Origin of the sequence: Dorea sp. BIOML-A1 (assembly GCF_009875615.1) — a bacterium.
Classification (GTDB): domain Bacteria; phylum Bacillota; class Clostridia; order Lachnospirales; family Lachnospiraceae; genus Dorea_A; species Dorea_A amylophila.
Map to the genome: position 1 here is coordinate 1 of NZ_WWSA01000007.1, position 24,189 is coordinate 24,189.

Below are 24,189 nucleotides of genomic sequence, written 5' to 3' on the forward strand. Positions count from 1 at the left end.
GTTTCTTATGGTATGGAACCTGAACAAGAAGCCTTATCTATTGTTTCCTTCAAGGACTGAGAGGCCGCTTCCCCGTTAATAAATTAAATCCCAATTTACTTTTTGGCTTCTAGCCTCTCCGCCCAAAGCTTATCTGCCATTTTGGTCCAGGCTTCGGCATAAGGTTTGCATTTATCGCAGAGATGCTGTACATCTTCCGGTGACTGTGGGTCGGTAGAGTGGGCACCGGTCTCTTTTACCATCTTTGGTAAGCATTCCGGATTCTCAAGCATTGGACATGGGCGCAGCATGTTGTCATTGAATGGCTGTCCTTTTCTGTATGCCTGGAAGATCGGACTCTTTAATGCATCCAGAAGACTGACTTCATGAATATTTGCATTTGAATAATGAATGAATACACAAGGATCCACATCTCCGGCTGCATTGATGTGCAGGTAGTAACGTCCGCCCGCGATACATCCGCCGATGTATTCCGCATCATTCTGGAAGTCCAGACTGAAGATTGGTTTGGAGCTTCTGAAAGCACGGATACGTTCGTATACAGCTTTTCTCTGCTCTGGATTTGGCATAAGTTCCGGAGCGGCGTCATTTCCAACTGGCATATAGTGGAAGAACCAGATGAATAACGCACCGGCTTCGATGATCATATCGTAGAATTCTTCACTTGTAATATCTTTGTAGTTCATACTTGTATAACAGGTTGAGATACCAAATGGAAGGTTGTGTTCTTTTAATAACTGCATAGCATGTTTTACTTTATCAAACACACCAGGACCACGGCGTCCGTCATTGGCAGTTTCAAATCCTTCCAGACTGATTGCAGGAACGAAGTTCTTAACTCTTAACATTTCCTGACATAATTCTTCATCGATCAGTGTACCATTTGTGAAAGATAAGAATTCACAGTCAGGATGACGTTCGCAGATTGTGATGATATCTTTTTTACGTACCATTGGTTCCCCACCGGTATAGATATACATGTATGTACCAAGTTTCTTTCCCTGTGTTACGATGTCATCGATCGTTTCGAGAGAAAGATTCAGTTTATGTCCGTATTCTGCAGCCCAGCATCCGGTACAGTGCAGGTTACAGGCTGAAGTCGGATCTAATAAAATCGCCCAAGGAACATTACAGTCTTCTTTTTCCTCGGTTTCCTTCTGAAGAGCAGAACCCTTCAAAGAAGCGTTAACAATAAAGTTTGTAAAGAAAGTTTTTCGTACACCTGGATCCAGCTCCCATACTTTCTGTGCAAGCTGATACCAATTACCTTTTTCGGCGATACCCTGACGGATCGCATTACGCTGACTTTCATACCAGCCTTCTGGTGCAGCCTTGTCAACGATACTCATAACCTTTGGAATATTAGTTTCAGGATCCTTATCCATGTAGTTAAGTGCTGCCTGAATAGCGGAAGCAAAGGCGGCGTTTTTTACTGTGTCTACAACATTCATAGTGTTACCTCCTCATTTTACTGCATTATATTCTCTTTGCAGTTACCTTATCTTAAAACTTTTGATTTTCAGATTCAAGCAAATGCGACATTAATCGTATATTGTCGTATTTTGGCAATTGCCATGCAAAAAGAATCAGCGTTTATTCAGGCATTGGGCAAATGATAGTTCCTAATTTTTGCAGTTGGAATCTTCATTACCGGAATCTGATAGCGTATGTCCGTTTAAGGAAATATCTGTTGTTGTCTCGTCTCCATAGACCAGGGAAGCTGCGTAATGTTAAAGCTTTTCTACCAGTGCACGGGAGGCTTCATCAATGGAGTAATAAGTGCCGGATTCAAATCTGGCTGCAGCCGGAAAGCAGAAGAGCGGCCATAAGACAAGGCAGTGCGAGTACATGTAGATGTTTCATGAGAAATCCCCCTTTTCATAAAATAAATCTTGTTCTCCGAATTATAACATAGGTCGCTTTTGTGCTTCAAATTGTAAATTGTACTTATAAAAAAACGAACTTTTTTAATTATACTTATAAAAAGGGGTGGAAAAATAAGAAGGTTTTATATATAATAGGGATAGAAACGTTCAAAACCACATAGGAAAAGGAGATGTATTCATGGAAATGTTATCAATCGAGAAGGAACTGCAGGGCAATTCTTACCCGGGACGTGGCATTATTATAGGAAAGAGTGCAGATGGGACAAAAGCAGTAACTGCTTACTTCATTATGGGAAGAAGTGAGAATAGCCGTAACCGTGTGTTTGTAGAAGAAGGGGAAGGCATCCGCACACAGGCATTTGATCCATCAAAGCTGACAGATCCAAGCCTGATCATCTATGCACCGGTACGTGTACTTGGCAACAAGACGATCGTAACCAACGGAGATCAGACGGATACTATCTACGAGGGCATGGATAAACAACTTACATTTGAACAGTCACTCAGAAGCCGTGAATTTGAACCGGACGGACCGAACTATACACCTAGGATTTCAGGTGTTATGCATATTGAAAACGGAACTTTTAACTACGCAATGTCAATCTTAAAGAGCAACAACGGCAATCCGGAAAGCTGCAACCGTTATACATTTGCATATGAGAATCCTGCAGCAGGAGAAGGACATTTCATCCATACATACAAATGTGACGGCAATCCGCTTCCGAGCTTTGAAGGAGAACCAAAACTGATCGCAATTCCGGATGATATGGACGCATTTGCCGGAAGCTTATGGAACAGCCTGAATGCTGAAAATAAAGTATCGTTATTTGTGCGTTATATTGACATCGCAACAGGTACATATGAGACAAAGATCATCAATAAGAACCAGTAAGAGGAATTGATAAGGAGAAGAGATATGAACGAATTAGAACTGAAATATGGATGTAATCCGAACCAGAAACCTTCCAGAATCTATATGGAAGACGGAAGTGAACTGCCAATCAAGGTTCTGAATGGAAGACCGGGATATATCAATTTCCTGGATGCATTTAACGGATGGCAGCTTGTAAGTGAGTTAAAGAAAGCAACCGGACTTCCGGCAGCTACATCATTCAAGCATGTATCTCCTGCAGGTGCCGCAGTCGGACTTCCACTGAGTGATACGCTTGCAAAGATCTACTGGGTAGATGATCTCGGAGAATTATCTCCGCTTGCATCTGCATACGCAAGAGCAAGAGGCGCAGACCGTATGTCTTCTTTCGGAGATTTTATTTCTCTGTCTGATGTATGTGACGTGGATACTGCCAAACTGATCAAACGTGAAGTATCCGATGGTGTGATCGCTCCTGGATATGAACCGGAAGCGCTGGAAATCTTAAAAGCAAAGAAAAAAGGAAACTACAATGTAATCCAGATCGATCCGGATTATGTACCGGCTCCGATCGAACACAAGCAGGTATTCGGTGTTACATTTGAGCAGGGAAGAAATGAATTAAAGATTGACGATGATTTCTTCTCAAATATCGTGACAGAGAACAAAAAACTGACAGAGCAGGCTAAGATTGATCTAGCAATCTCTATGATTACATTAAAATATACACAGTCCAACTCTGTATGTTTCGTAAAAGACGGACAGGCAATCGGTATCGGTGCAGGACAGCAGTCCAGAATCCATTGTACACGTCTTGCAGGAGGCAAAGCAGATAACTGGTGGCTCAGACAGTCACCGCAGGTTATGAATCTTCCATTCGTAGAAGGAATCAGACGTGCAGACAGAGACAATGCGATCGATCTCTATATGGGAGACGATTACATGGACGTGCTTGCAGACGATGCATGGCCGGCAATCTTCAAAGAGAAACCGGAAGTATTCACAAGAGAAGCCAAGAGAGAATGGCTGGACAAACTGACCGATGTTGCACTTGGATCAGATGCATTCTTCCCATTTGGGGATAATATCGAGCGTGCGCATAAGAGTGGTGTAAAATACATTGCACAGCCGGGTGGATCCGTACGTGATGACAATGTAATTGCAACATGTAATAAATATGATATGGTGATGTCATTTACCGGAATCCGTTTATTCCATCACTAATCGGGATATAATATAAGAGACACATCCTAAAGTTGATACTATATATGTCGCAGAAAGCGGGAAGGTTACGTAAGAGCGTAGCTTTCTCGTTTTTTAGATACCAAAGTATTCAGGAATAAAAGAGTTACGGGAGTTACTATATATCATATTTATATATCGAGTATATTTGGTTTTTATACAAATAGAGGAAAATGTAGTACGATTTCGGTATCTATATAGCATTTGTTTCTTCAAAAACGATTCTAAATAGGCTAAAATAGGAGAAAAGAAAGAAGGCGATGCAATTGTCAACGATGGAACTGTTGATTGTATCCGTTGGATTATCGATCGATGTATTTGTGGCGGCGGCCTATATGGGAGCCGGATTTTCAAAGATCAGATGGAAGAATCTGGTCCTCTTAAGCGTTCTGTTTGGCGGTATCCAGCTTGGGGTACTGGTATTTGGAAACCTGATCACATTGTTGCCATTACTGTCTATTACCAGAACGAAGACGGCGGCTGACAGATGGGAAGGTCTGACAGTGCTGATCTTTGCAGCACTTGGCATCTATATGATCCTCAAAGGAATCCGTAAAAAGAAGGTGTTGGAACGCAGAAAAGATGAGATCGAATGGAAGAAAACAACGCTTCTTGCACTGGTAACGAGTGTCGATGCGTTCTTTGTCGGAATGGGACTTGGATTCCTGGATACAGCCATGATCGAAGAGTCATTGGTGTTATTCCCGGTAACGGTTCTGGAAGCGGTAATCGGTATATTTGCAGGATACAGACTGGGACTGAAAGAAAACAGACGTGCATACTGGGTCGGGGGAGCACTCCTTTTACTTGCCAGTTTCGACGTAATTCTCCATTATTATACGTAAAAAATGGAGCAATTTGACGGTAGATTTTGCCGGATAGCAGGGGTATAATAATTTACTACAAGTTATCTGAGAAAAATTAAGGTGATGAGATGGAGCGAAAAAGTGAATTGACAAAAGCACTATTGGGGGAAAAATTTAAAGAACTGGTAGCGAAAAAAGGATTTGAAAAACTGACGATCAAGATGATCACAGATGCAGCAGGGGTAATTCGCCCGACATTTTATAATTATTTTCAAGATAAATACGAAGTGATGGAATGGCTTTTGTGGGAAGATGTATTTAAAGAAGTCTCGAAGCTTATGGAGCAGGAACGTGGAATGGAGTCCTTAAAGCTGCTGTTCCGGAAATTTGAAGAAGATAAGACTTATTACGAAAAAGTATTTGAAGTGACCGGTCAGAATTCTTTTGAGGAGATGTTATATGGACGGATTTTTAATATGGAAGAAATTCTGGTAAAGCATCATCCGTTAAAACATTTAAGTAATATGCCACACGTCGACGAAAAGGTATTTCTGGAATTTCATGCAATATCATTGGTGAATGGACTGAAATATTGGCTTATCCGGGAAAGCAAAAATATTTCGGCGGGAGATGCAATGGAATTTTATCAGTATATGATGTCACATTCAATCCTGGATCTGTTGGACATTGAGAATACGGAGAAAAAATAAAGGGTTTCACTACACAGAGTGGAACCCTTTTCCTATAATCTCGCTGGTATTGGATATCAGTAAGAATGCACCAGTTGTATGAGCTTTTATGAAATTACGAAGCTTGATTGCTTCATTTGGACTAAGTACAGTCAGGATGATATATTTGTCATCGCCTGTGAAGGCACCCTGTGCGAGTACGATTGTTGCACCTCGTTTCAGGTCATTTTTGATAAATTCACAGATTGGTTCCGGCTCGCTGCATACCACGTGGAAATACTTCGAGCGGTTCAGACTTTCAATCAGACTGTCGATCAGTGTCGAACGCATCGTAAGACCGAGCAGTGAATAAAGACCCGTCTTAATGTCAAATACGAAGAAACCGGCGATTGTGAATAAGATATCGGAAGCAAGCAAGCCTTTTCCGATGTCAACGCTGGTGTATTTCTTCAATATCATGGCAATAACATCCGTGCCCCCGCTGGATGCTCCGATATTGAACAGAATGGCCGAACCGATGGCAGGAAGTACAATCGTGAAGATCAGTTCCAGCAATGGTTCGTTGGTAAGCGGGTGGCTCATTGGATAGATACGTTCCAGTCCGGACAGCGTGACAGAAAGTAGGATACTACTGTATGCAGTCTGTGCAGCAAATTTTTTTCCGAGAACGAAAAGCCCTATGATCAGAAGGAGCATATTCGCAATGAAGGAAAAATCACTGGCCGAAAGAGGAGTGAACTTGGCAACGAGTACCGCAAAACCGGTGATACCACCAAACGTGAAGTTGTTGGCGAACTTGAAAAAGTAGATACCCACTGCCATGATCAACGTACTGACAGTGAGTAATGTAAAGTTTTTTAAATGTTCTTTCATTTGAAAATTCCCCAGTTTTCCTTTTGTAATTATTAAATTTTTATATCCTCAATGATTGTAACGCTCATATATGGAAAAGTCAACGGATTGGTGATATATTATTAAGAGACAAAATATTCAGAAAAATGACGGGGAGGACAAGAAAAAATGAAACTTTTTTGGCAGAAGGCGGAAGTTCAGAAGTTTGAGCACGCAAAAGATTTTGCAGAAGAATATAATATAGGAAAGAAAGACTTTATTCTTGCAAGTAAAAGCACGTATGAAGCGTATTTTGCAGCGCTTGGATTAGAGGCACATGTAGAATATAAAAGCAAATATGGAAAAGGTGAGCCTACGGACGAGATGATCGATGCATTACTGGCAGATTTCCGTAAGACAGACTGTGACAGAATTATTGCAATCGGAGGAGGAGCAGTTATCGATATGGCTAAGATCCTGGTGCTCGCAGGAGATTATAGTGCGGAAGAAATCTTTGGAAGAAAGGTTCCGCTTAAGAGAGCAAAAACGTTGATCGCAGTACCAACTACGTGTGGTGCGGGTTCTGAGGTCTCGAATGTATCAATTGCAGAATTTACAAAGCTGCATACCAAGATGGGGCTTGCTGTCGACGAGATTTATGCAGACCGTGCGGTATTGATTCCGGAATTGCTGACAGGACTTCCATATTCATTTTTTGCAACGAGTGCGATCGATGCATTTATCCATGCGATTGAATCTTATGTGTCTCCGAAAGCTACTTTGTATACACAGATGTTCAGTATGAAGGCAATGGAGATGATCATGGAAGGCTTCCGTAAAATTGCAGAACATGGAGAAGCATTCCGAATGAATCTGCTGGATGACTTCCTGACGGCAAGTAACCTTGCCGGAATTGCATTTGGCAATGCCGGAACGGGAGCGGTACATGCCATGTCTTATCCGTTAAGTGGTGTCTATCATGTTACACACGGAGAAGCAAATTACCAGTTCCTTACAGCGGTATTTGCAAAATATCAGGAATTGGATCCGGATGGAAGAATCAAGAAATTAAATAGTTTCTTAAGTAATGTTTTAGAGTGCGATGCAGACTTGGTATATGTGGAGATCGGAAAACTTTTGGATCAGATCATTGCAAGAAAACCATTGCATGAATATGGAATGAAGGAAGAAGAGATCGAGAGTTTTGCTAAGACTGTAGAAGAGACACAGCAGAGACTTCTGAATCAGAGTTATGTAAAACTGACATGGCAGCAGATGGCAGAGATTTATAAAGAACTGTATTAAAGGTTGAATGGTTTATTCCGCATCGGAACATACTATCCTTCATAAGAGGAGGATAGAAATAATGTATAAGTATTTACCCATTACGGATGTATACGCAAGAGAAATACTTGATTCAAGAGGAAATCCGACGATAGAAGTGGAAGTGCTGGCAGGAGATGAATTCTGCGGTCGGGCAAGTGTGCCATCCGGTGCATCGACCGGAAAGTATGAAGCACTGGAATTACGGGATAAAGAAGAACGGTACGGAGGGCTTGGCGTACAACAGGCAGCAGATCATGTTAATGCAAGGATTGCACCGGAAGTGATAGGTATGAACGTGTTGGATCAGGCGGCAGTCGATCAGACGATGATCAGGCTTGACGGGACAAAGAACAAGTCCAATCTCGGAGCCAATGCCATGCTTGGCGTGTCTCTTGCGACTGCAAGAGCAGCGGCCGGGGCGCTTGGACTGCCGCTGTATTCGTATCTTGGCGGTACGAATGTAAAGAAACTTCCGGTTCCGATGATGAATATCATGAACGGTGGAAGACATGCAGATAATACGATCGATATTCAGGAATTTATGATCATGCCTGTAGGTGCAGGAAATTTTAAGAATGGACTTCAGATGTGTGCAGAAGTATATCATGAACTGAAACAGCTTTTGAAACAGCTGGAATATAGTACTGCAGTGGGAGATGAAGGTGGATTTGCACCGGATCTTCATAATGCGGATGAGGTTTTGCGCCTGATGGTAAAAGCGGTAGAGAAAGCAGGATACCAGCCGGGAAAAGAAGTTGCGATCGCACTGGATGTAGCTGCATCGGAATTGTATGATAAGAATTTTAAGAAATATGTTTTCGACGGTGAGGCGAAGAAAAAAGGGTACAAGATTGTCCGTTCAGCAGAAGAACTGATTGATTACTATGAGGAAATGATAGAAAAATATCCGGTTGTATCCATTGAAGATCCGTTGGATGAAGATGACTGGGAAGGATGGAAAACTCTGACAGACAGGATCGGAGAGCGGGTACAGTTAGTCGGTGATGATCTGTTCGTGACGAATACCCGAAGGCTTGCGAAAGGAATACGGAGAAAAGCAGCCAATGCGATACTGATCAAGGTAAATCAGATCGGGACTTTGACAGAAAGCTTTGAAGCAGTGAAGATGGCGCAGAATGCAGGATATAAGACTGTGATCTCACACCGGTCAGGAGAGACTGCAGATACCTTTATTGCAGATATTGCAGTAGCGGCAGAGGCAGGGCAGATTAAGACCGGGGCTCCATGCCGGTCAGAACGGGTGGAAAAATATAATCAATTGCTGAGGATTGAAGAAAGACTGGGAGATGTGGCTGAGTATCAGAACCCATTTGTACAAAAGACGGATGAGTTGAAAGATTCACTTGCCTTATAAGAAACCCTGTGATAAAATAAATGTGGTTTATCCGCAGGAGGTGTGAATAGTGGACATTTTAAAGATTGTATTAATGATAATATTTGCAATAGACTGTATCGCATTAACCATAATCGTGTTAATGCAGGAAGGTAAGTCAGCAGGGCTTGGTGCCATTAGTGGTATCGCTGATACTTACTGGGGACAGAACAAGGGACGTTCTATGGAAGGTGCACTGGTGAAGTCTACAAAATTCCTTGCGATTTTGTTTATTGTACTGGCAGCAGTGTTGAATTTAAAAGTATTTGCATAGGATAGAGCATATTTTTAGAAGATGAAAGGGACACTCCTGTATGGGGGTGTCCCTTTTTCAACGATGCAGGAGAGTATATAAATATGAGTAAGAAATTTGATAAGAGAAAAAAAGTCGTTTATGACCTGATTTGCGACGATTTATATACACCGATGAAATTTAAAGAACTGGCCATGCTTCTGCGTGTGGCAAAAGAAGACAGGGATGAGCTGCGCCAGATACTGGAATCACTGGAACAGGAAGGAAAGATTTATCTTTCCAAGAGAGGAAAGTACTGTAAAGGACATGCAAAGCGTCTGACCGGTGTATTCCGTGCAAGCCTTAAGGGATTCGGTTTTGTTGTACTGGATGAAGATGGTTCGGCAGATGTATTTATCGGAGAAGATGATATCTGTGGGGCGTTCGACGGAGACCATGTCGAGATTGTGCTGACAAAAGAGCCGGAGGGAAGAAGCCGTGAAGGAAAGATTGTGAAGATCCTGGAGCGTGGACTTTCGAAAGTGGTCGGACTGTATCGTATGAAGCCGGGCAAAAAGTTTGGATTTGTAATTCCGGATAATCAGAGACTGGATCAGGATATATTTGTACCGGTTGAAAAATCAAGAGGAGCAGTGGACGGACATAAAGTTGTAGTGGAACTGACTTCTTATGGAGAAAATGGGAAAAAACCGGAAGGAAAGATAGTGGAGATCATCGGACATCTGAATGACCCCGGGACGGATATTATGTCAATCGTAAAGGGGTATGATCTTCCGGTAGAATTTCCGGATAAAGCGTTAAGACAGGCAGAACGCGTAGCAAAGCCGGTCAGTGAAGCGGATATGAATGGAAGAAAAGACTTGCGTGACTGGCAAATGGTCACGATCGACGGGGAAGATGCAAAGGATCTGGATGATGCCGTGTCACTGGTAAAAGACGGTGAAAATTATATTTTGGGTGTGCATATTGCAGATGTAACAAATTATGTGCAGGAGAATAGTGCACTTGACAGAGAAGCTTTAGAAAGAGGAACCAGTGTTTATCTCGTAGACCGTGTAATCCCGATGCTTCCACATACGCTTTCGAACGGAATGTGTTCATTAAATGCAGGTGAGGACCGGTTGGCATTGAGCTGCATTATGACGGTAGATCCGTCAGGAGAAGTGATTGCCCACGAGATTGCCGAGACGGTAATCCATGTGAACCGCAGGATGTCTTATACCAGTGTGAAAAAGATCCTGACTGATCATGATGAAGCTGAAACAGAAGAATACAGGGAACTGGTTCCGATGTTTGAACGGATGCAGGAGCTTTCCGGTATTTTAAGAGCCAGAAGAAAGAAACGAGGCTCGATTGATTTTGATTTTCCGGAGACCAAGATGATTCTGGATGAGAACGGAAAGCCGGTCGATATCAGACCATATGACAGAAATGTTGCGACGAAGATCATTGAAGATTTTATGCTTCTGGCAAATGAGACGGTGGCAGAAGACGGTTACTGGCAGGAACTTCCATTTTTATACCGGTCCCATGAAACACCGGATGAAGAAAAGATCCGTACGCTGGCAACATTTATCAATAATTTTGGATATTCTATGCACATAGGAGTAAATGAAATTAGACCAAAAGAAATTCAAAAGTTGCTTACAAAAGTAGAAGATACTCCGGAAGAGGCAATGATCAGCCGACTGGCATTACGTTCCATGAAGCAGGCAAAATATACGGTGGAGAATGATGGACATTTTGGACTGGCAGCTAATTATTATACACATTTTACTTCTCCGATCCGTAGATATCCGGATCTTCAGATTCACCGGATTATCAAAGATAATCTGCGGGGAAGAATGAATGCGGATAAGATGGAACATTACCGGTCTATCCTTCCGGAAGTGGCAAAGCGTTCCAGTGAGATGGAGCGTCGTGCAGATGAAGCAGAACGTGAGACAGTCAAATTAAAGAAAGTAGAATATATGCAGGCGCATATAGGAGAAGAATTTGAAGGTGTGATATCAGGAATAACAAAATGGGGCATGTATGTGGAACTTCCGAATACGATAGAAGGTCTGGTTCATGTAACGAATATGACGGATGATCATTATGAATATAATGAAGAACGCTATGAGATGATGGGTATGCATACACGGAAAGTGTATAAACTAGGCGAAGGACTAAGAGTCCGGGTGCTGGATGCAGACCGTCTGATGCGTACGATTGATTTTAAGATTGTAAATCAGGGAGGTGCCGGAGATGGCGAAGAGTAATGACAAGATGGTTGCAAACAATAAAAAGGCATATCATGATTATTTTATTTTGGATAAGATCGAAACAGGAATTGCTCTGCACGGGACAGAAGTGAAATCACTCCGTATGGGAAAATGCAGCATAAAAGAATCCTTCATCCGTATTGAGAACGGAGAGGTATTCATATATGGTATGCATATCAGCCCTTATGAAAAAGGAAATATCTTCAATAAAGATCCGCTCAGAGTCAGAAAATTACTTCTTCATAAATCAGAGATCAACAAACTGATCGGTAAGACAAAAGAAAAAGGAATGGCGATCGTGCCTTTGAAAGTCTATTTTAAAGGAAGTCTTGTAAAAGTAGAGATCGGTCTGGCAAAAGGTAAGAAATTATATGATAAACGTCAGGATATCGCAAAGAAAGACCAGAAGCGTGAAGCAGAACGCGATTTCAAGATGAAACTCAGATAGAATACAGACAGGAGAGGACAAAATGGTACCGACAAAGAAAGAAGAATTAAGAGATCTGGTCACACAGACTACAATGGAGACTTATGAGGAGCTGACTCCGCATCTGGTACAGCTCATTAATGAGACAAACAGCAATCCGAAACTGACAGAGAGCCAGAAACAGGATGAGATTTCTTTACATATGATGGGATTTGTAAAATCCTGTACCAATGAGATTATCATTGAAGTGCTTGGAGAAATCCTTGGATTGTGAAATTGTGGAAAAAATATGAGAAAAATAAAATCTGGTTGTGATAATTGAACGAAATTATATATAACAACAGAAAAATATCAGAAAATTCCTTGACAAAGAAAGTTCTGAGCGTTAAACTACGGGACATAAAGCAAGGGCGCTTCGAAAATAATATTTCGAGGCGCTTTTTTTTTGACAAGATGAAGGAGGAACTATTATGACAAAAGAAGTATTATCAGCCATACAGGATGCTGTAGGCACGCAGGTATTTGGAATTTGGTTTCTGATAGGTGCAGCATTGGTGTTTTTCATGCAGGCAGGATTTGCGATGGTAGAGACAGGATTTACCAGAGCGAAGAATGCAGGAAATATTATTATGAAGAATCTGATGGATTTCTGTATCGGAACTTGTGTATTTATCCCGCTTGGATTTGGAATTTTACTTGGTGAAGATGCACTTGGTGGATTTATCGGAACTCCGACACTTGGAATTTTTACAGATTATGCAAATTTTGACTGGTCTCATTTTGTATTTAACTTAGTGTTCTGTGCAACAACGGCAACAATCGTATCCGGAGCAATGGCAGAACGAACAAAATTCTTATCTTATTGTATTTATTCAGCTGTTATTTCAGCTATTGTATATCCAATTGAAGCACACTGGATCTGGGGAGGCGGATGGCTTGCAAGTCTAGGCTTCCATGATTTTGCCGGATCATGTGCAATCCATATGGTAGGCGGTACAACTGCTTTTATCGGAGCTGCAATGGAAGGTGCCAGAATTGGTAAGTTCACAAGAAATAAAGAAGGAAAAGTCACAAAAGTACATGCATTTCCTGGACATAATATTGTAATCGGTGCACTTGGATGCTTCATTCTCTGGTTTGGATGGTATGGATTCAATGGTGCGGCAGCAACAACCGGATCACAGCTTGCTTCAATTTTTATGGCAACAACGATCGCACCTGCAGTAGCAACGGTTGTATGTATGATCTTTACATGGGTCAAGTATGGAAAACCAGACGTTTCCATGTGTCTGAATGCTTCGCTTGCAGGTCTGGTAGCAATTACAGCACCTTGTGATGTTGTAGATGCAGCAGGATCCGTTATTATCGGTGTTGTAGCAGGACTGCTGGTAGTATTTGGAGTATGGTTCTGTGATAATGTAGCTCATGTGGACGATCCTGTCGGTGCAGTTGCAGTTCACTGTTTAAACGGTATCTGGGGAACAATCGCAGTTGGTCTTTTTGCAACAAAGACAGCACCGGAATGTACACTCAAAGGTCTGTTCTACGGTGGAGGGTTCCATCAGCTTGGATTACAGCTTCTTGGTGTTGTAAGTGTTATGGCATGGACAATTGTGACTATGACAATTGTATTCAAAATAATTGATAAAACCGTTGGACTGAGGGTATCAGAAGAAGAAGAAATTGTTGGTCTGGATTCAAAAGAGCATGGTCTTGCATCTGCATATGCAGGATTCAGCTTGATGGATATCACAGAAGGAAGTATGAGTGTCAATGAAAATACAGAGCTTGGTGAAAATGATTATGATGAAGCGTCAGATGTACAGCGAGCAGCATCTGTCAAAGTAACCACACCTGTAGATCCGTCAACAGGTATACATAAAGTAGTCATCATTGCAAAACTTTCAAGATATGAGAAACTGAAGACAGCCCTTAATGATCTTGGTGTAACAGGTATGACCGTCACCCAGGTTATGGGATGTGGAGTTCAGAAAGGTGCAGGTGAGAAATACCGTGGAGTTGAGATGGATGTAACGGTACTTCCAAAGGTTAAGGTAGAAGTTATCGTCGGAAGCATTTCAGTAGAGAAAGTGATTGACACTGTGAAGAGAACACTTTACACTGGGCATGTCGGAGATGGAAAGATCTTTGTTTACAATGTACAGAAAGTTGTGAAAGTTCGTACCGGTGAGGAAGATTACGAAGCATTGAAGGATGTAGAGTAAGGAGAATGTTTACGGTATTATACTGATTTGCAGCGAAAAGAGATGTATATGATATAATTTCATGTACGTCTCTTTTTAGATGATTTTTATATTTGTTTTTTAGTTTGTTTTTTAGATTACATAAGAGGCTTGACAAATAAAACAACTTGAGATTATAATTAAATTTACGTAAAGACAGTCTGCAGACCAGAAGAAAGCATTTAGATTTAGGGCTTGTACTGGTTTCGACGGGGGTCTGGAAGTTGGAGAAGCCATCCGTAGCGGGACACTACGTTAAAAGTTCCACTTAAATATAAACGCAGACAATACAGAATTAGCGTACGCAGCCTAATTAGGCCGCAGTCGGCCCCGGATCATCCGCTGTCCGGGTCACCGGCTTCAAACAGGCGGAGCACTTCGTTTCCAAAGCTTTGAGGAGATGGAAGAACTTATGAAGCTACTAAAGTGAGGAACCTGTCATTAGGTGCCGCATGGAGGGAATGTTAATATAATGACTGTGATGGGAGATGCTCGAATGGATGGGCTTTCGGACGCGGGTTCAACTCCCGCCAGGTCCACTATAATATTAAGTAATACGGAGAACGTGTCATGGGCGGGTTTTCTTATATACTTAAGAACACAGAGGAAAGTCATAGTTTCTGAAGAATCGGTAAACTAGGGCTTTTCTTTTTATTTACGCGAGCAACGAGCCAAAGTCCGTGCTTGCACGAGACCTTGGCGACTGCCGCGATAACTTGAGAAACTCGCGAAGCGTGTTTCTCATAGTTCGTAATTATGAAAAACAAGGAAGCAACAAAATAAGAGAAGAAACAAATAGATTAACAGGAGGGTATTATGAGTGAGAAATCATTGAGTAAAAATACAAGAAAAAATGTGATCCTGCTGCATATTGCAGTTATGTGCTTCAGCTTTTCGGGAGTGATCGGTCAGTATGTACAGGTACCGGCAGTACAGGTGGCAATGGGAAGAGTTATCTGTTCTTCACTGCTTTTGCTGGCAATATCTCTGGTCTGCAAGGATAAGCTGACGCTTGATTCAAAGAAAGATTATGGTCTTATGATCATGACAGGCGTGGTAATGGCAATTCACTGGTCAAGCTTCTTTCAATCCATCCAGACATCGTCTGTAGCAATTGGAACGATTACATTCTCTACATTCCCGCTGTTTCTGACGTTTTTAGAGCCGTTATTATTTCATGAGAAGATTCGTGGCAGGAATATTTTGAATGCACTGATTCTTCTGCTGGGAGTATTGATCACAATTCCGGAGTTTTCTGTGGAGAATAAAGTAACGGTCGGAATCATCTGGGGAATGATTGCGAGCTTTACATATGCAGTGATGACATTGTCGAACCGGTATTTTGCCAACAGATATAAAGGACGTACAATCTGTCTATATGAACAGGGAACAGCAGCTGTTGCACTGCTTCCGGCACTGGGATTGGTGAAAGCGGACTGGCGTCCGGTGGATTTTGCAGGAGTTGTAACGATTGGCTTTTTGTGTACGGCAATTGCATATTCTTTATATGTAACGGCGCAAAAGGGTGTGAAAGCACAGACAGCGGGAATTATCTCAGGAATGGAGACGGTGTATGGCATCGTATTTGCACTTCTGTTCTTAAGAGAGATCCCGACAGTCAGGGAACTGGTCGGAGGAGCGGTGATACTTGGAATTGCATTTTATTCGTCCCTGCACAGTGAGGATGAATTGTAAGAAATTTTTAAGAATTGTATCGGGAAATATTTAAATCATGAGCGGTATAGTATGGCTGTAAAGAAAAAGAGGGGAGAGACGAAAGAAATGGAGGAAGAAAAAATATTAGTAGTAGATGATAACAAAGAAATCGTCTATTCCATCAGTGAACTGTTAAAATATGAAGGCTATGAGACTTTGAAAGCTTATGACGGTATGGAAGCACTGGATATCATGGAGCGGGAGAATGTAGACCTGATCCTTCTGGATGTGATGATGCCAAGACTCAATGGTCTGTCAGCGCTGATGAAACTGCGTGAGAAAAGTAGGATCCCGGTGATCATCCTGTCGGCCAAGACAGAAGAAAGTGATAAGGTGTCGGGACTTACGCTCGGAGCAGATGATTATATCGAAAAGCCATATAATCCGGCAGAATTGATTGCAAGAGTGAAAGCACACTTACGCAGATACCGTGTATGGAGTAACATGGAAGCGGAAAAAAAGAAAGATCCGGATCAGATTGTGAATGGCGGACTGGTACTTGATAAGAAACAGAGAGTGATCTTTGTTGAAGGAGAAGAAGTGCATCTGACGGCAACGGAGTATAAGATCCTGGAGCTATTGATGGCGCATCCCGGGCAGGTATTTCCGGCGGAGCAGATCTATGAGAATGTATGGCAGGAAACAGCAGATTATGCAGTAGAGAATACTGTAATGGTACATATCCGTCATATCAGGGAAAAGGTGGAGATTGATACGAAGAAGCCAAGATATGTAAAGGTGGTGTGGGGAATTGGATACAAAATGGAAAAATATGGTAAAAGCAATTAAAAAGTTTATAAAAGAATATTATGATTGCATATTTGGAGCTCTAATGTTTATAATTGGAAGCTTCCTGTTCTTTGTGATGTTAGTGAACAGATATTATTTCAGTACATGGGGCGTATGGAGAATCTGCCTGATCGGCAATATCCTGGTGCAGCCGGGAATCTGCCTGCTCGTACGCAGGTATATGAAACTGAGATATCGGAACTGGAGTCAGAAAGGGAGTGCAGAGACCTATCTGCAGGATACAGAAGACAGTATTTATTATCAGACCTGGAAGGCGAAAGAAAAACAGTCGGAAAAAAGATTCCGGAATATACTGGCGGTAGAACTGTCGGCAGCATCGGCATATCTTTTCTTTATCAGTTACAGCAGCGGATGGGGATGGAATTATGCAGCCGGATATATGATGGTAGCAACGGTGTTTATAGAATATATCTGCTGCCGGGAAGTGATCCAGAGATACTGGAGAAATGAGCTGGATCAGATCATGGAGCAGACGGAGAGCTTCTTTCAGAAGCGTCTGGAACAGGCGCTGGAGATTGAACGGAAGAGTCTGGAAAAGGTATCGAGAAGTGACCAGTTAAGAGTAGACTTGATCACAAATGTATCGCATGATCTGAAGACACCGCTGACTTCCATCGTTGGATATCTGGAACTGATCAAAAAAGAAGAATTAAGTGATGTAGTGAGGGACTATGTAGACGTGATATCGACAAGAGCAGGAAAGCTTGGTGAGATGATCAACAGCCTGTTTTCGCTTGCAAAAGCGAGCAGTGGGAATGTAGAACTTCACAAAGAAACTTTTGAGCTTAATCGTCTGATGGAACAGATATTTGCAGATATGGATGACCGGATAAAAGAAAGCGGGCTGAAATTTGTAACTCAGCTTACGGAAGAAGATACGGAAATTTATTCTGATAATTCATATTTTTATCGGATCTGCCAGAATTTGGTGGAAAATGCGCTGAAGTATTCGGCGAAAGGAACCAGGGTATTTATAAAGACATATAAAAAGGAAGCGGGTACAGATCAGAAAATGGTATTGGAGATTACGAATACATCCGGATATGAGATGGATTTTGAAAAAGAAGATATCATCGAACGGTTTTCAAGAGGCGACAAGGCAAGAACCAGTGAGGGTAACGGACTGGGACTTGCAATCGTAAGTACCTATGCGAAAGCACTGGGAGGAGAATTTGATATTAAGATCGACTGTGATCAGTTCAAAGCGATTGTTTCGATATAAGAAAATGTAATAAGAAAAAGAATCAGGATAGGTTCAGATAAGTTGAGAATGAAAAGGATGACATAAGTAGAGAGTCATCCTTTTTTTAATACCAAATATGCAAAAATATAAAGATAAATTAGGAAAAATCTGACGAAAATTCCGGATGAAGACATTCTAAAAAAGGATTTCGTTGACAAATAAATAAGTTTAAACTAACATTGGTTACAGGAAGGTAACTGAAGGGAGGAGAATTATGTTTCTGGAAATAAGAGGAATCAAAAAATCATTTGGAACAGGAGACAGCCGCGTAAATGTGTTGAAAGGGCTGGATCTGAATATAGAAAAAGGGGAATTCTGTGTCTTACTGGGGCCATCGGGGTCTGGTAAATCAACATTACTGAATATCATCGGAGGAATTGATGGTGCGGACGAGGGCAGTATTACAATCGAAGGTGAACGTCTGGAAGATATGACAGAGAAAAAGCTTTCTATGTATAGAAGAAAGCATTTGGGATACATATTCCAGATGTATAACCTGATACCGAATCTGACGGTACGGGAGAACATTGAAGTGGGGGCATATTTAAGTGAGCAGCCATTAGATGTGGATGAATTATTACATACGCTGGGACTTTACGAACATCAGAGAAAACTGCCGAATCAGTTATCAGGAGGACAGCAGCAGAGAACTGCAATCGGACGGGCGATCGTCAAGAATCCAGATATTCTGTTGTGTGATGAGCCGACCGGCGCATTGGATTACCATACATCAAAGGAAATTCTGAAACTGATCGAGACGGTCAATCAGAGATATGGCAATACGATTATTATGGTTACACATAATGATGCGATCAAAGACATGGCCGACAGAGTAGTGAAGCTCAGAGATGGAATGATCCGGAAAAATTACAGAAATGAAGTGAAGATTCCGGCAATCGATCTGGAATGGTAAGGGGGACATGACAAATGAAAAGTCCTTTAAGAAAAAGATTACCACGGGAACTTAAAAGTGAATTTGGAAAGTATTTAGTTGCCTTCGCCATGATGGCGATTACAATTGCATTTGTATCTGGATTTCTGGTGGCAGATGGAAGTATGATTCGGGCGTACAATGACAGTTTTCAGAAATATAATATAGAAGATGGGTATTTCCGGACGAAAAAGAAGCTGACTACAACTCAGAAAGAAGACATCGAAAAATCGGATGTAAAAATATATGAGAATTTTTATATAGAACAAAAGCTGACGAACGGAAGCACTGTGCGGTTTTTTAAGAACCGGAAAGATGTAGATAAGGTATGTCTGATGAAAGGAAGGATGCCGGAAAAGTCTGGTGAGATTGCCGTGGACCGTATGTATGCAGAGAATAACAGCCTGGAAATCGGAGACAGGGTAAAAAGTGGAAAGAAGGCATTTCGGATTACGGGACTTGTGGCTCTTTCGGATTACAGTGCATTATTTCAGAATAATAATGATACGATGTTTGATTCTGTAAAGTTTGGAGTGGCGATTGTTACAAACAAAGATTTTGAAGCATTAAACCAGGTGAAACTACAGTATAATTACGCCTGGGTTTATGATAAAAAACCGGAAACAGAGAAGAAAGAAAAGAAAATGGCAGAAGATCTGATGGAAGACATGACTGGTATTGTGACTCTGGAAAGTTTTGTGCCGCAATTTCAGAATCAGTCGATCTGTTTTACCGGGGATGATATGGGAAGTGACCGTGCGATGATGGTTATGCTGCTTTACATCGTAATGGCAATTCTTGCATTTGTCTTTGGAATTACGATCAGTAATACGATAAGAAAAGAAGCCGGAGTTATCGGTACGCTTCGTGCATCCGGGTATACAAGACGTGAACTGATCATACATTATATGTCGCTTCCGGTTGTGATCACGCTGATCGGTGCGCTTGTTGGAAATATTCTTGGATATACGTTATTAAAGCAGGTATGTGCCGGTATGTACTATGGAAGTTACAGCCTTCCGACATATGTAACGATCTGGAATGCGGAAGCATTCTGGATGACGACGGTTGTGCCGGTTATTATTATGCTGACCATTAACTCTGGTATTTTATATTACAAATTAAGGCTGTCACCACTTAAGTTTATAAGAAGAGATCTTTCTTCTCGAAAACAGAAGAGAGCGGTACATTTGAGCACAAAGCTTGGAATTTTCCGAAGATTCCGTCTGAGAGTTATTTTCCAGAATATCAGTAATTATATGGTGCTGTTTGTAGGAATCCTGTTTGCCAATCTGTTATTATTCTTCGGATTGTTGCTGCCATCCGTATTGGATCATTATCAGGAAGAAATTCAGGGAAATATGCTGGCGAAATATCAGTATATACTTGAGGTTCCGACAGAGGCAATGAGTGGAAGTAAACTGGAAAGTTTACTGGCGCTGATGCAGTATTCCAACGGGACAGAGACAGAGAATAAAACTGCAGAAAAATTCAGCGCATATACATTAAATACAATTCCGGGACAGGCGAAGAGTGAAGAAGTGATGCTGTACGGAGTAGAACCGGACAGCAGATATATCAAGGCAGATCTGGGGAAAGGAGTCTATGTATCAGCTGCATATGCAGACAAATATCAGGTGGAACCGGGAGATAAGATCACGTTAAAAGAGAAATACGAGCGGAAACGTTATACATTTAAAGTAGACGGAATCTATAATTACAGCGGAGCTGTCAGTGTATTTATGAGTCGTGATAAGCTGAACAGGACATTTGATCTTGGAAATGATTATTATGCAGGGTATTTTTCAAATACAAAGATCAGGGATATTGATGAGAAATACATCGGCACCGTGATTGATCTGGAGGCATTGACGAAGGTTTCGAGACAGCTGGACGTATCTATGGGAAATATGATGGGACTGGTCAATGGATTTGCAGTCATGATCTATATGATCGTCATCTATCTGTTGTCAAAGATCATTATCGAGAAAAATGCACAGTCTATCTCTATGACAAAGATACTTGGATATACGAACGGAGAGATCAGCAGGCTGTATATTATGTCGACAATGCTTGTGGTTATCATAGAACTGCTTATAAGTCTTCCGATTGAAAAGGCAGTAATGAATGTGATCTTCCGTGCAATGATGATGTCAAGTATGACAGGTTGGATCACATTGTGGATCGATCCGAAAATATATGTGGAAATGTTCCTGGTTGGATTTATTACCTATGTGGCGGTAGCACTTCTGGAATATCGGAAGATCAAAAAGGTTCCGATGGATGAAGCGTTGAAGAATGTAGAATAGGAAAAAGCAGAAGGCATGAAATCAAAGCCGGCTTGTATGTGTAAAGAATAAATACAACAACTGTCTTGTCACATGTAAATAACAGTGGTATAATGTGAAAAGTTTAAGCAGTCAGAAGAATATATGTGGAGGGACTGTCCGTAAACGGAAAGCAGTATAGAAAAGAGGATGTTGTATTATGAAACTGAATGCAGATGTAGTAATAGTTGGAAGTGGGGTTGCCGGACTTTTCAGTGCCTTGAATTTACCTGAAGAACAGGAGATCATATTAATTACCAAATCGGATCTGGAAAGCAGTGATTCTTTCCTTGCGCAGGGGGGAATCTGTGTATTAAGAGATGAAAAAGACTATGACAGTTATTTCGAAGACACGATGAAGGCCGGACATTATGAGAACCGGAAAGAATCTGTGGATATTATGATCCGTAATTCCAGAGATATTATTAATGATCTTGTGAAATACGGTGTAGAATTTGAAAAGAAGGACGGAAAATTTGCCTATACAAGAGAAGGCGCACATTCCAGACCGAGAATCCTGTTTCATGAAGATGTGACGGGAAAAGAGATCACCAGCAAGCTGCTTGCGCAGGTGAAAAAGCTTGAGAATGTAAAGATATATGAATATACAGAGATGACGGATGTAATCATCGAAAATGGGAAATGTGTGGGAATCAAAGCAGAGAATGAAAACGGAACATACGAAATCTATGCGGAGAATACAATCCTTGCAAGCGGCGGAATCGGTGGAACATACCAGCATTCGACAAATTTTCCACATCTGACAGGAGATGCGATTGAAATAGCAAAGAAACACAACATTCGTCTGGAACATCTGGATTATGTACAGATTCATCCAACGACATTATATTCGAAGAAACCGGGAAGACGTTTCCTGATCTCAGAGTCTGTACGTGGAGAAGGTGCGGTTCTTTATAATAAGAATAAAGAGCGTTTTGTAGATGAGTTGCTGCCGAGAGACGTGGTGACAAAAGCAATTAAAGAAGAGATGAAAAAGGATGGGACCGATTATGTATGGCTTTCTATGGAACATATACCGAAAGAAACTATTTTAAATCATTTCCCGAACATTTATGAACACTGTCTGGAAGAAGGCTATGATGTAACAAAGGAATACATTCCGGTCGTACCGGCACAGCATTATTTCATGGGTGGAATCTGGGTTGATTCGGATAGCAGGACGTCTATGGAGCATCTGTACGCAGTTGGAGAGACAAGCTGCAATGGTGTTCATGGTGCGAACCGCCTGGCAAGTAATTCCCTTTTGGAAAGTCTTGTATTTGCAAAACGTGCAGCAACAAAGATCAAAAAGGAAGAAACTAAGAAAAATTTGTCTGAACGAAAAGTAGTGTAAGATGGTATAATGAGTGCAGCGTGTGAATGCACGGATATGAAAGAGATAAATACAAAGCAGGGTAAAGGAGCACAACATGAATAATATAACAATGACATTACAGGTAGATCATCTGATCATGGAAGCATTAAGAGAAGATATTTCAAGCGAGGACGTGACCACCAATGCGGTCATGCATGAAGCTGTAACAGGAGAAGTAGATCTGATCTGCAAGCAGGATGGAGTGATTGCAGGGTTACAGGTATTTCAGAGAGTTTTCGAATTGTTAGATAAAGACACGAAAATAGAATTTTTCTGCAAAGACGGTGATGAAGTAAAGAACGGGCAGTTAATGGGAAAAGTAACCGGAGATATCCGTGTCCTTCTTTCCGGAGAGCGGGTTGCACTGAATTATCTGCAGAGAATGAGCGGGATTGCAAGTTATACACGTTCGGTGGTTTCACTTCTGGGAGAGAGCAAGACAAAACTTTTAGATACCAGAAAGACAACTCCGAATATGAGAATTTTTGAAAAATATGCAGTCAGAGCAGGCGGCGGATATAATCACCGTTATAATCTGTCTGACGGTGTTCTGTTAAAGGATAATCATATCGGAGCAGCGGGAAGTGTAGCAAAAGCTATTAAGATGGCTAAAGAATATGCACCATTTGTACGCAAGATTGAAGTAGAAGTGGAGAATCTGGATATGGTAAAAGAAGCGGTAGAAGCGGGGGCAGATATTATCATGCTCGATAATATGTCCACAGAGGAGATGCAGGAGGCAATCCGCATCATCGATGGACGCGCGGAGACTGAGTGTTCCGGTAATGTAACAAAAGAGAATATCGGCAGACTGACTGCGCTTGGTGTAGATTATATTTCCAGCGGGGCATTGACACACTCTGCTCCAATTTTAGACATTTCCTTAAAGCATCTTCATGCGGTATCATAATGTAGTTACTGTGTATAGAGAAAATACATGGACAGGCAGATCATTTAGAAAAAGAACATGGGAGGTGGCAACAGGAAATGCATGGATCTGAAAGAAGAGAGCAGATAATCAGACAGATTCAGGAAAGTAAAGCCCCGGTATCCGGAACAAAGCTTGCTTCCTTTTATAATGTCAGCCGTCAGGTGATCGTGCAGGATATTGCACTGATCCGGGCAGCAGGATATGAGATCATATCTACAAACCGAGGCTATATATTGAATCAGCCGAAGACAGTGTGCCGGATATTTAAAGTCCAGCATACGGATGAACAACTGGAAGAAGAACTGAATACGATCGTTGATCTGGGAGGATGTGTGGATAATGTAATGATCCATCACAGAGTCTATGGAAAAATGGAAGCGGAACTGGTCTTAAATTCCAGAAGAAAGGTTGGCGCATTTATGGAAGATATCCGGAGCGGAAAGTCAAGTCCGCTTAAGAATATCACATCTAATTATCATTATCATAAGGTCAGTGCCGACAGCGAAGAGACGCTGGATCTGATCGAGCAGGAACTGAGGGAAAAAGGATTTCTGGTAGAGGAAAGACGACAGGTAGTGTAAATATTTCTTGCATTTTTCAGAAAGATTGTATACGATAAAATATA

Annotated in this window: 21 protein-coding genes and 1 other RNA gene; 20 read left to right on the forward strand and 2 right to left on the reverse strand. The window is 41.5% G+C overall.

Annotated elements, in window-relative coordinates; translation table 11 throughout:
- Positions 1–95: 95 nt before the first annotated feature.
- A complete protein-coding gene (locus GT508_RS04440; protein WP_161143652.1) occupies positions 96–1,451 on the reverse strand; it encodes a radical SAM protein in 1,356 nt (451 codons plus the stop codon).
- Positions 1,452–2,064: 613 nt separating this feature from the next.
- On the opposite strand from GT508_RS04440, the gene GT508_RS04445 reads away from it, so the two are divergent.
- From GT508_RS04445 to GT508_RS04460, 4 genes are all read left to right on the forward strand, one after another.
- Positions 2,065–2,778, forward strand: a complete 714-nt coding sequence (locus GT508_RS04445) for an IMP cyclohydrolase (RefSeq protein ID WP_161143653.1) — start codon at positions 2,065–2,067, stop codon at positions 2,776–2,778.
- Positions 2,779–2,802: 24 nt separating this feature from the next.
- Entirely contained in the window at positions 2,803–3,981 is a 1,179-nt protein-coding gene (locus GT508_RS04450; protein ID WP_161143654.1) for a phosphoribosylaminoimidazolecarboxamide formyltransferase, read from the forward strand.
- A gap of 278 nt (positions 3,982–4,259) precedes the next feature.
- Entirely contained in the window at positions 4,260–4,844 is a 585-nt protein-coding gene (locus tag GT508_RS04455) for a manganese efflux pump MntP (protein ID WP_161143655.1), read from the forward strand.
- Between the two features lie 89 nt (positions 4,845–4,933).
- A complete protein-coding gene (locus GT508_RS04460; protein WP_161143656.1) occupies positions 4,934–5,515 on the forward strand; it encodes a TetR family transcriptional regulator in 582 nt (193 codons plus the stop codon).
- A 9-nt stretch (positions 5,516–5,524) separates the two neighbouring features.
- Here the strand turns inward: GT508_RS04460 and GT508_RS04465 are convergent, their stop codons facing one another.
- Positions 5,525–6,367 (reverse strand): YitT family protein, encoded by an 843-nt coding sequence (locus GT508_RS04465; RefSeq protein ID WP_161143657.1) that lies wholly within the window; start codon positions 6,365–6,367, stop codon positions 5,525–5,527.
- Between the two features lie 147 nt (positions 6,368–6,514).
- Here GT508_RS04465 and GT508_RS04470 point away from each other — a divergent pair, with 147 nt between their 5' ends.
- The 16 genes from GT508_RS04470 (at position 6,515) to GT508_RS04545 (ending at position 24,145) form a co-directional block, all read left to right on the forward strand.
- Positions 6,515–7,630 carry a 4-hydroxybutyrate dehydrogenase gene (locus tag GT508_RS04470; protein WP_161143658.1) on the forward strand — a complete coding sequence of 372 codons (1,116 nt, stop codon included), beginning with the start codon at positions 6,515–6,517 and terminating at the stop codon, positions 7,628–7,630.
- Between the two features lie 61 nt (positions 7,631–7,691).
- Positions 7,692–9,026, forward strand: a complete 1,335-nt coding sequence (gene eno / locus GT508_RS04475; protein WP_161143659.1) for a phosphopyruvate hydratase — start codon at positions 7,692–7,694, stop codon at positions 9,024–9,026.
- Positions 9,027–9,075: 49 nt separating this feature from the next.
- On the forward strand, positions 9,076–9,318 hold the full coding sequence (gene secG, locus GT508_RS04480; RefSeq protein WP_161143660.1) for a preprotein translocase subunit SecG: 243 nt from the start codon (positions 9,076–9,078) through the stop codon (positions 9,316–9,318).
- 83 nt (positions 9,319–9,401) lie between these two features.
- Positions 9,402–11,558, forward strand: coding sequence for a ribonuclease R (gene rnr / locus GT508_RS04485; RefSeq protein ID WP_161143661.1), 2,157 nt, complete (start codon positions 9,402–9,404; stop codon positions 11,556–11,558).
- On the forward strand, positions 11,545–12,009 hold the full coding sequence (gene smpB, locus GT508_RS04490; protein WP_028086856.1) for an SsrA-binding protein SmpB: 465 nt from the start codon (positions 11,545–11,547) through the stop codon (positions 12,007–12,009). Before rnr ends, smpB begins: the two co-directional genes overlap by 14 nt.
- A 22-nt stretch (positions 12,010–12,031) precedes the next feature.
- Positions 12,032–12,262: a hypothetical protein gene (locus GT508_RS04495; protein WP_138375637.1), complete on the forward strand. Its 231-nt coding sequence runs from the start codon at positions 12,032–12,034 to the stop codon at positions 12,260–12,262.
- 196 nt (positions 12,263–12,458) lie between these two features.
- Positions 12,459–14,213, forward strand: coding sequence for an ammonium transporter (locus GT508_RS04500; RefSeq protein ID WP_118309255.1), 1,755 nt, complete (start codon positions 12,459–12,461; stop codon positions 14,211–14,213).
- Between the two features lie 209 nt (positions 14,214–14,422).
- Positions 14,423–14,773, forward strand: a transfer-messenger RNA (tmRNA) gene (gene ssrA / locus GT508_RS04505).
- A 274-nt stretch (positions 14,774–15,047) separates the two neighbouring features.
- The gene (locus GT508_RS04510) at positions 15,048–15,926 is read left to right on the forward strand and encodes a DMT family transporter (RefSeq protein WP_117597039.1); all 879 of its coding nucleotides are present in this window, start codon (positions 15,048–15,050) and stop codon (positions 15,924–15,926) included.
- An 87-nt stretch (positions 15,927–16,013) separates the two neighbouring features.
- Entirely contained in the window at positions 16,014–16,736 is a 723-nt protein-coding gene (locus tag GT508_RS04515) for a response regulator transcription factor (protein WP_161143685.1), read from the forward strand.
- Positions 16,699–17,979, forward strand: a complete 1,281-nt coding sequence (locus GT508_RS04520) for a sensor histidine kinase (RefSeq protein ID WP_161143662.1) — start codon at positions 16,699–16,701, stop codon at positions 17,977–17,979. The genes GT508_RS04515 and GT508_RS04520 overlap by 38 nt, the downstream gene beginning before the upstream one ends.
- 235 nt (positions 17,980–18,214) lie before the next feature.
- Positions 18,215–18,913 carry an ABC transporter ATP-binding protein gene (locus GT508_RS04525; protein ID WP_028086861.1) on the forward strand — a complete coding sequence of 233 codons (699 nt, stop codon included), beginning with the start codon at positions 18,215–18,217 and terminating at the stop codon, positions 18,911–18,913.
- Positions 18,914–18,927: 14 nt separating this feature from the next.
- A complete protein-coding gene (locus tag GT508_RS04530) occupies positions 18,928–21,240 on the forward strand; it encodes an ABC transporter permease (RefSeq protein ID WP_161143663.1) in 2,313 nt (770 codons plus the stop codon).
- Positions 21,241–21,418: 178 nt separating this feature from the next.
- Complete coding sequence (locus tag GT508_RS04535) at positions 21,419–22,612, forward strand: L-aspartate oxidase (RefSeq protein WP_161143664.1); 1,194 nt, start codon at positions 21,419–21,421, stop codon at positions 22,610–22,612.
- Positions 22,613–22,688: 76 nt separating this feature from the next.
- Complete coding sequence (nadC, locus tag GT508_RS04540; RefSeq protein WP_161143665.1) at positions 22,689–23,543, forward strand: carboxylating nicotinate-nucleotide diphosphorylase; 855 nt, start codon at positions 22,689–22,691, stop codon at positions 23,541–23,543.
- A gap of 77 nt (positions 23,544–23,620) precedes the next feature.
- Positions 23,621–24,145: a transcription repressor NadR gene (locus GT508_RS04545; RefSeq protein ID WP_118224914.1), complete on the forward strand. Its 525-nt coding sequence runs from the start codon at positions 23,621–23,623 to the stop codon at positions 24,143–24,145.
- Positions 24,146–24,189 lie beyond the last annotated feature (44 nt).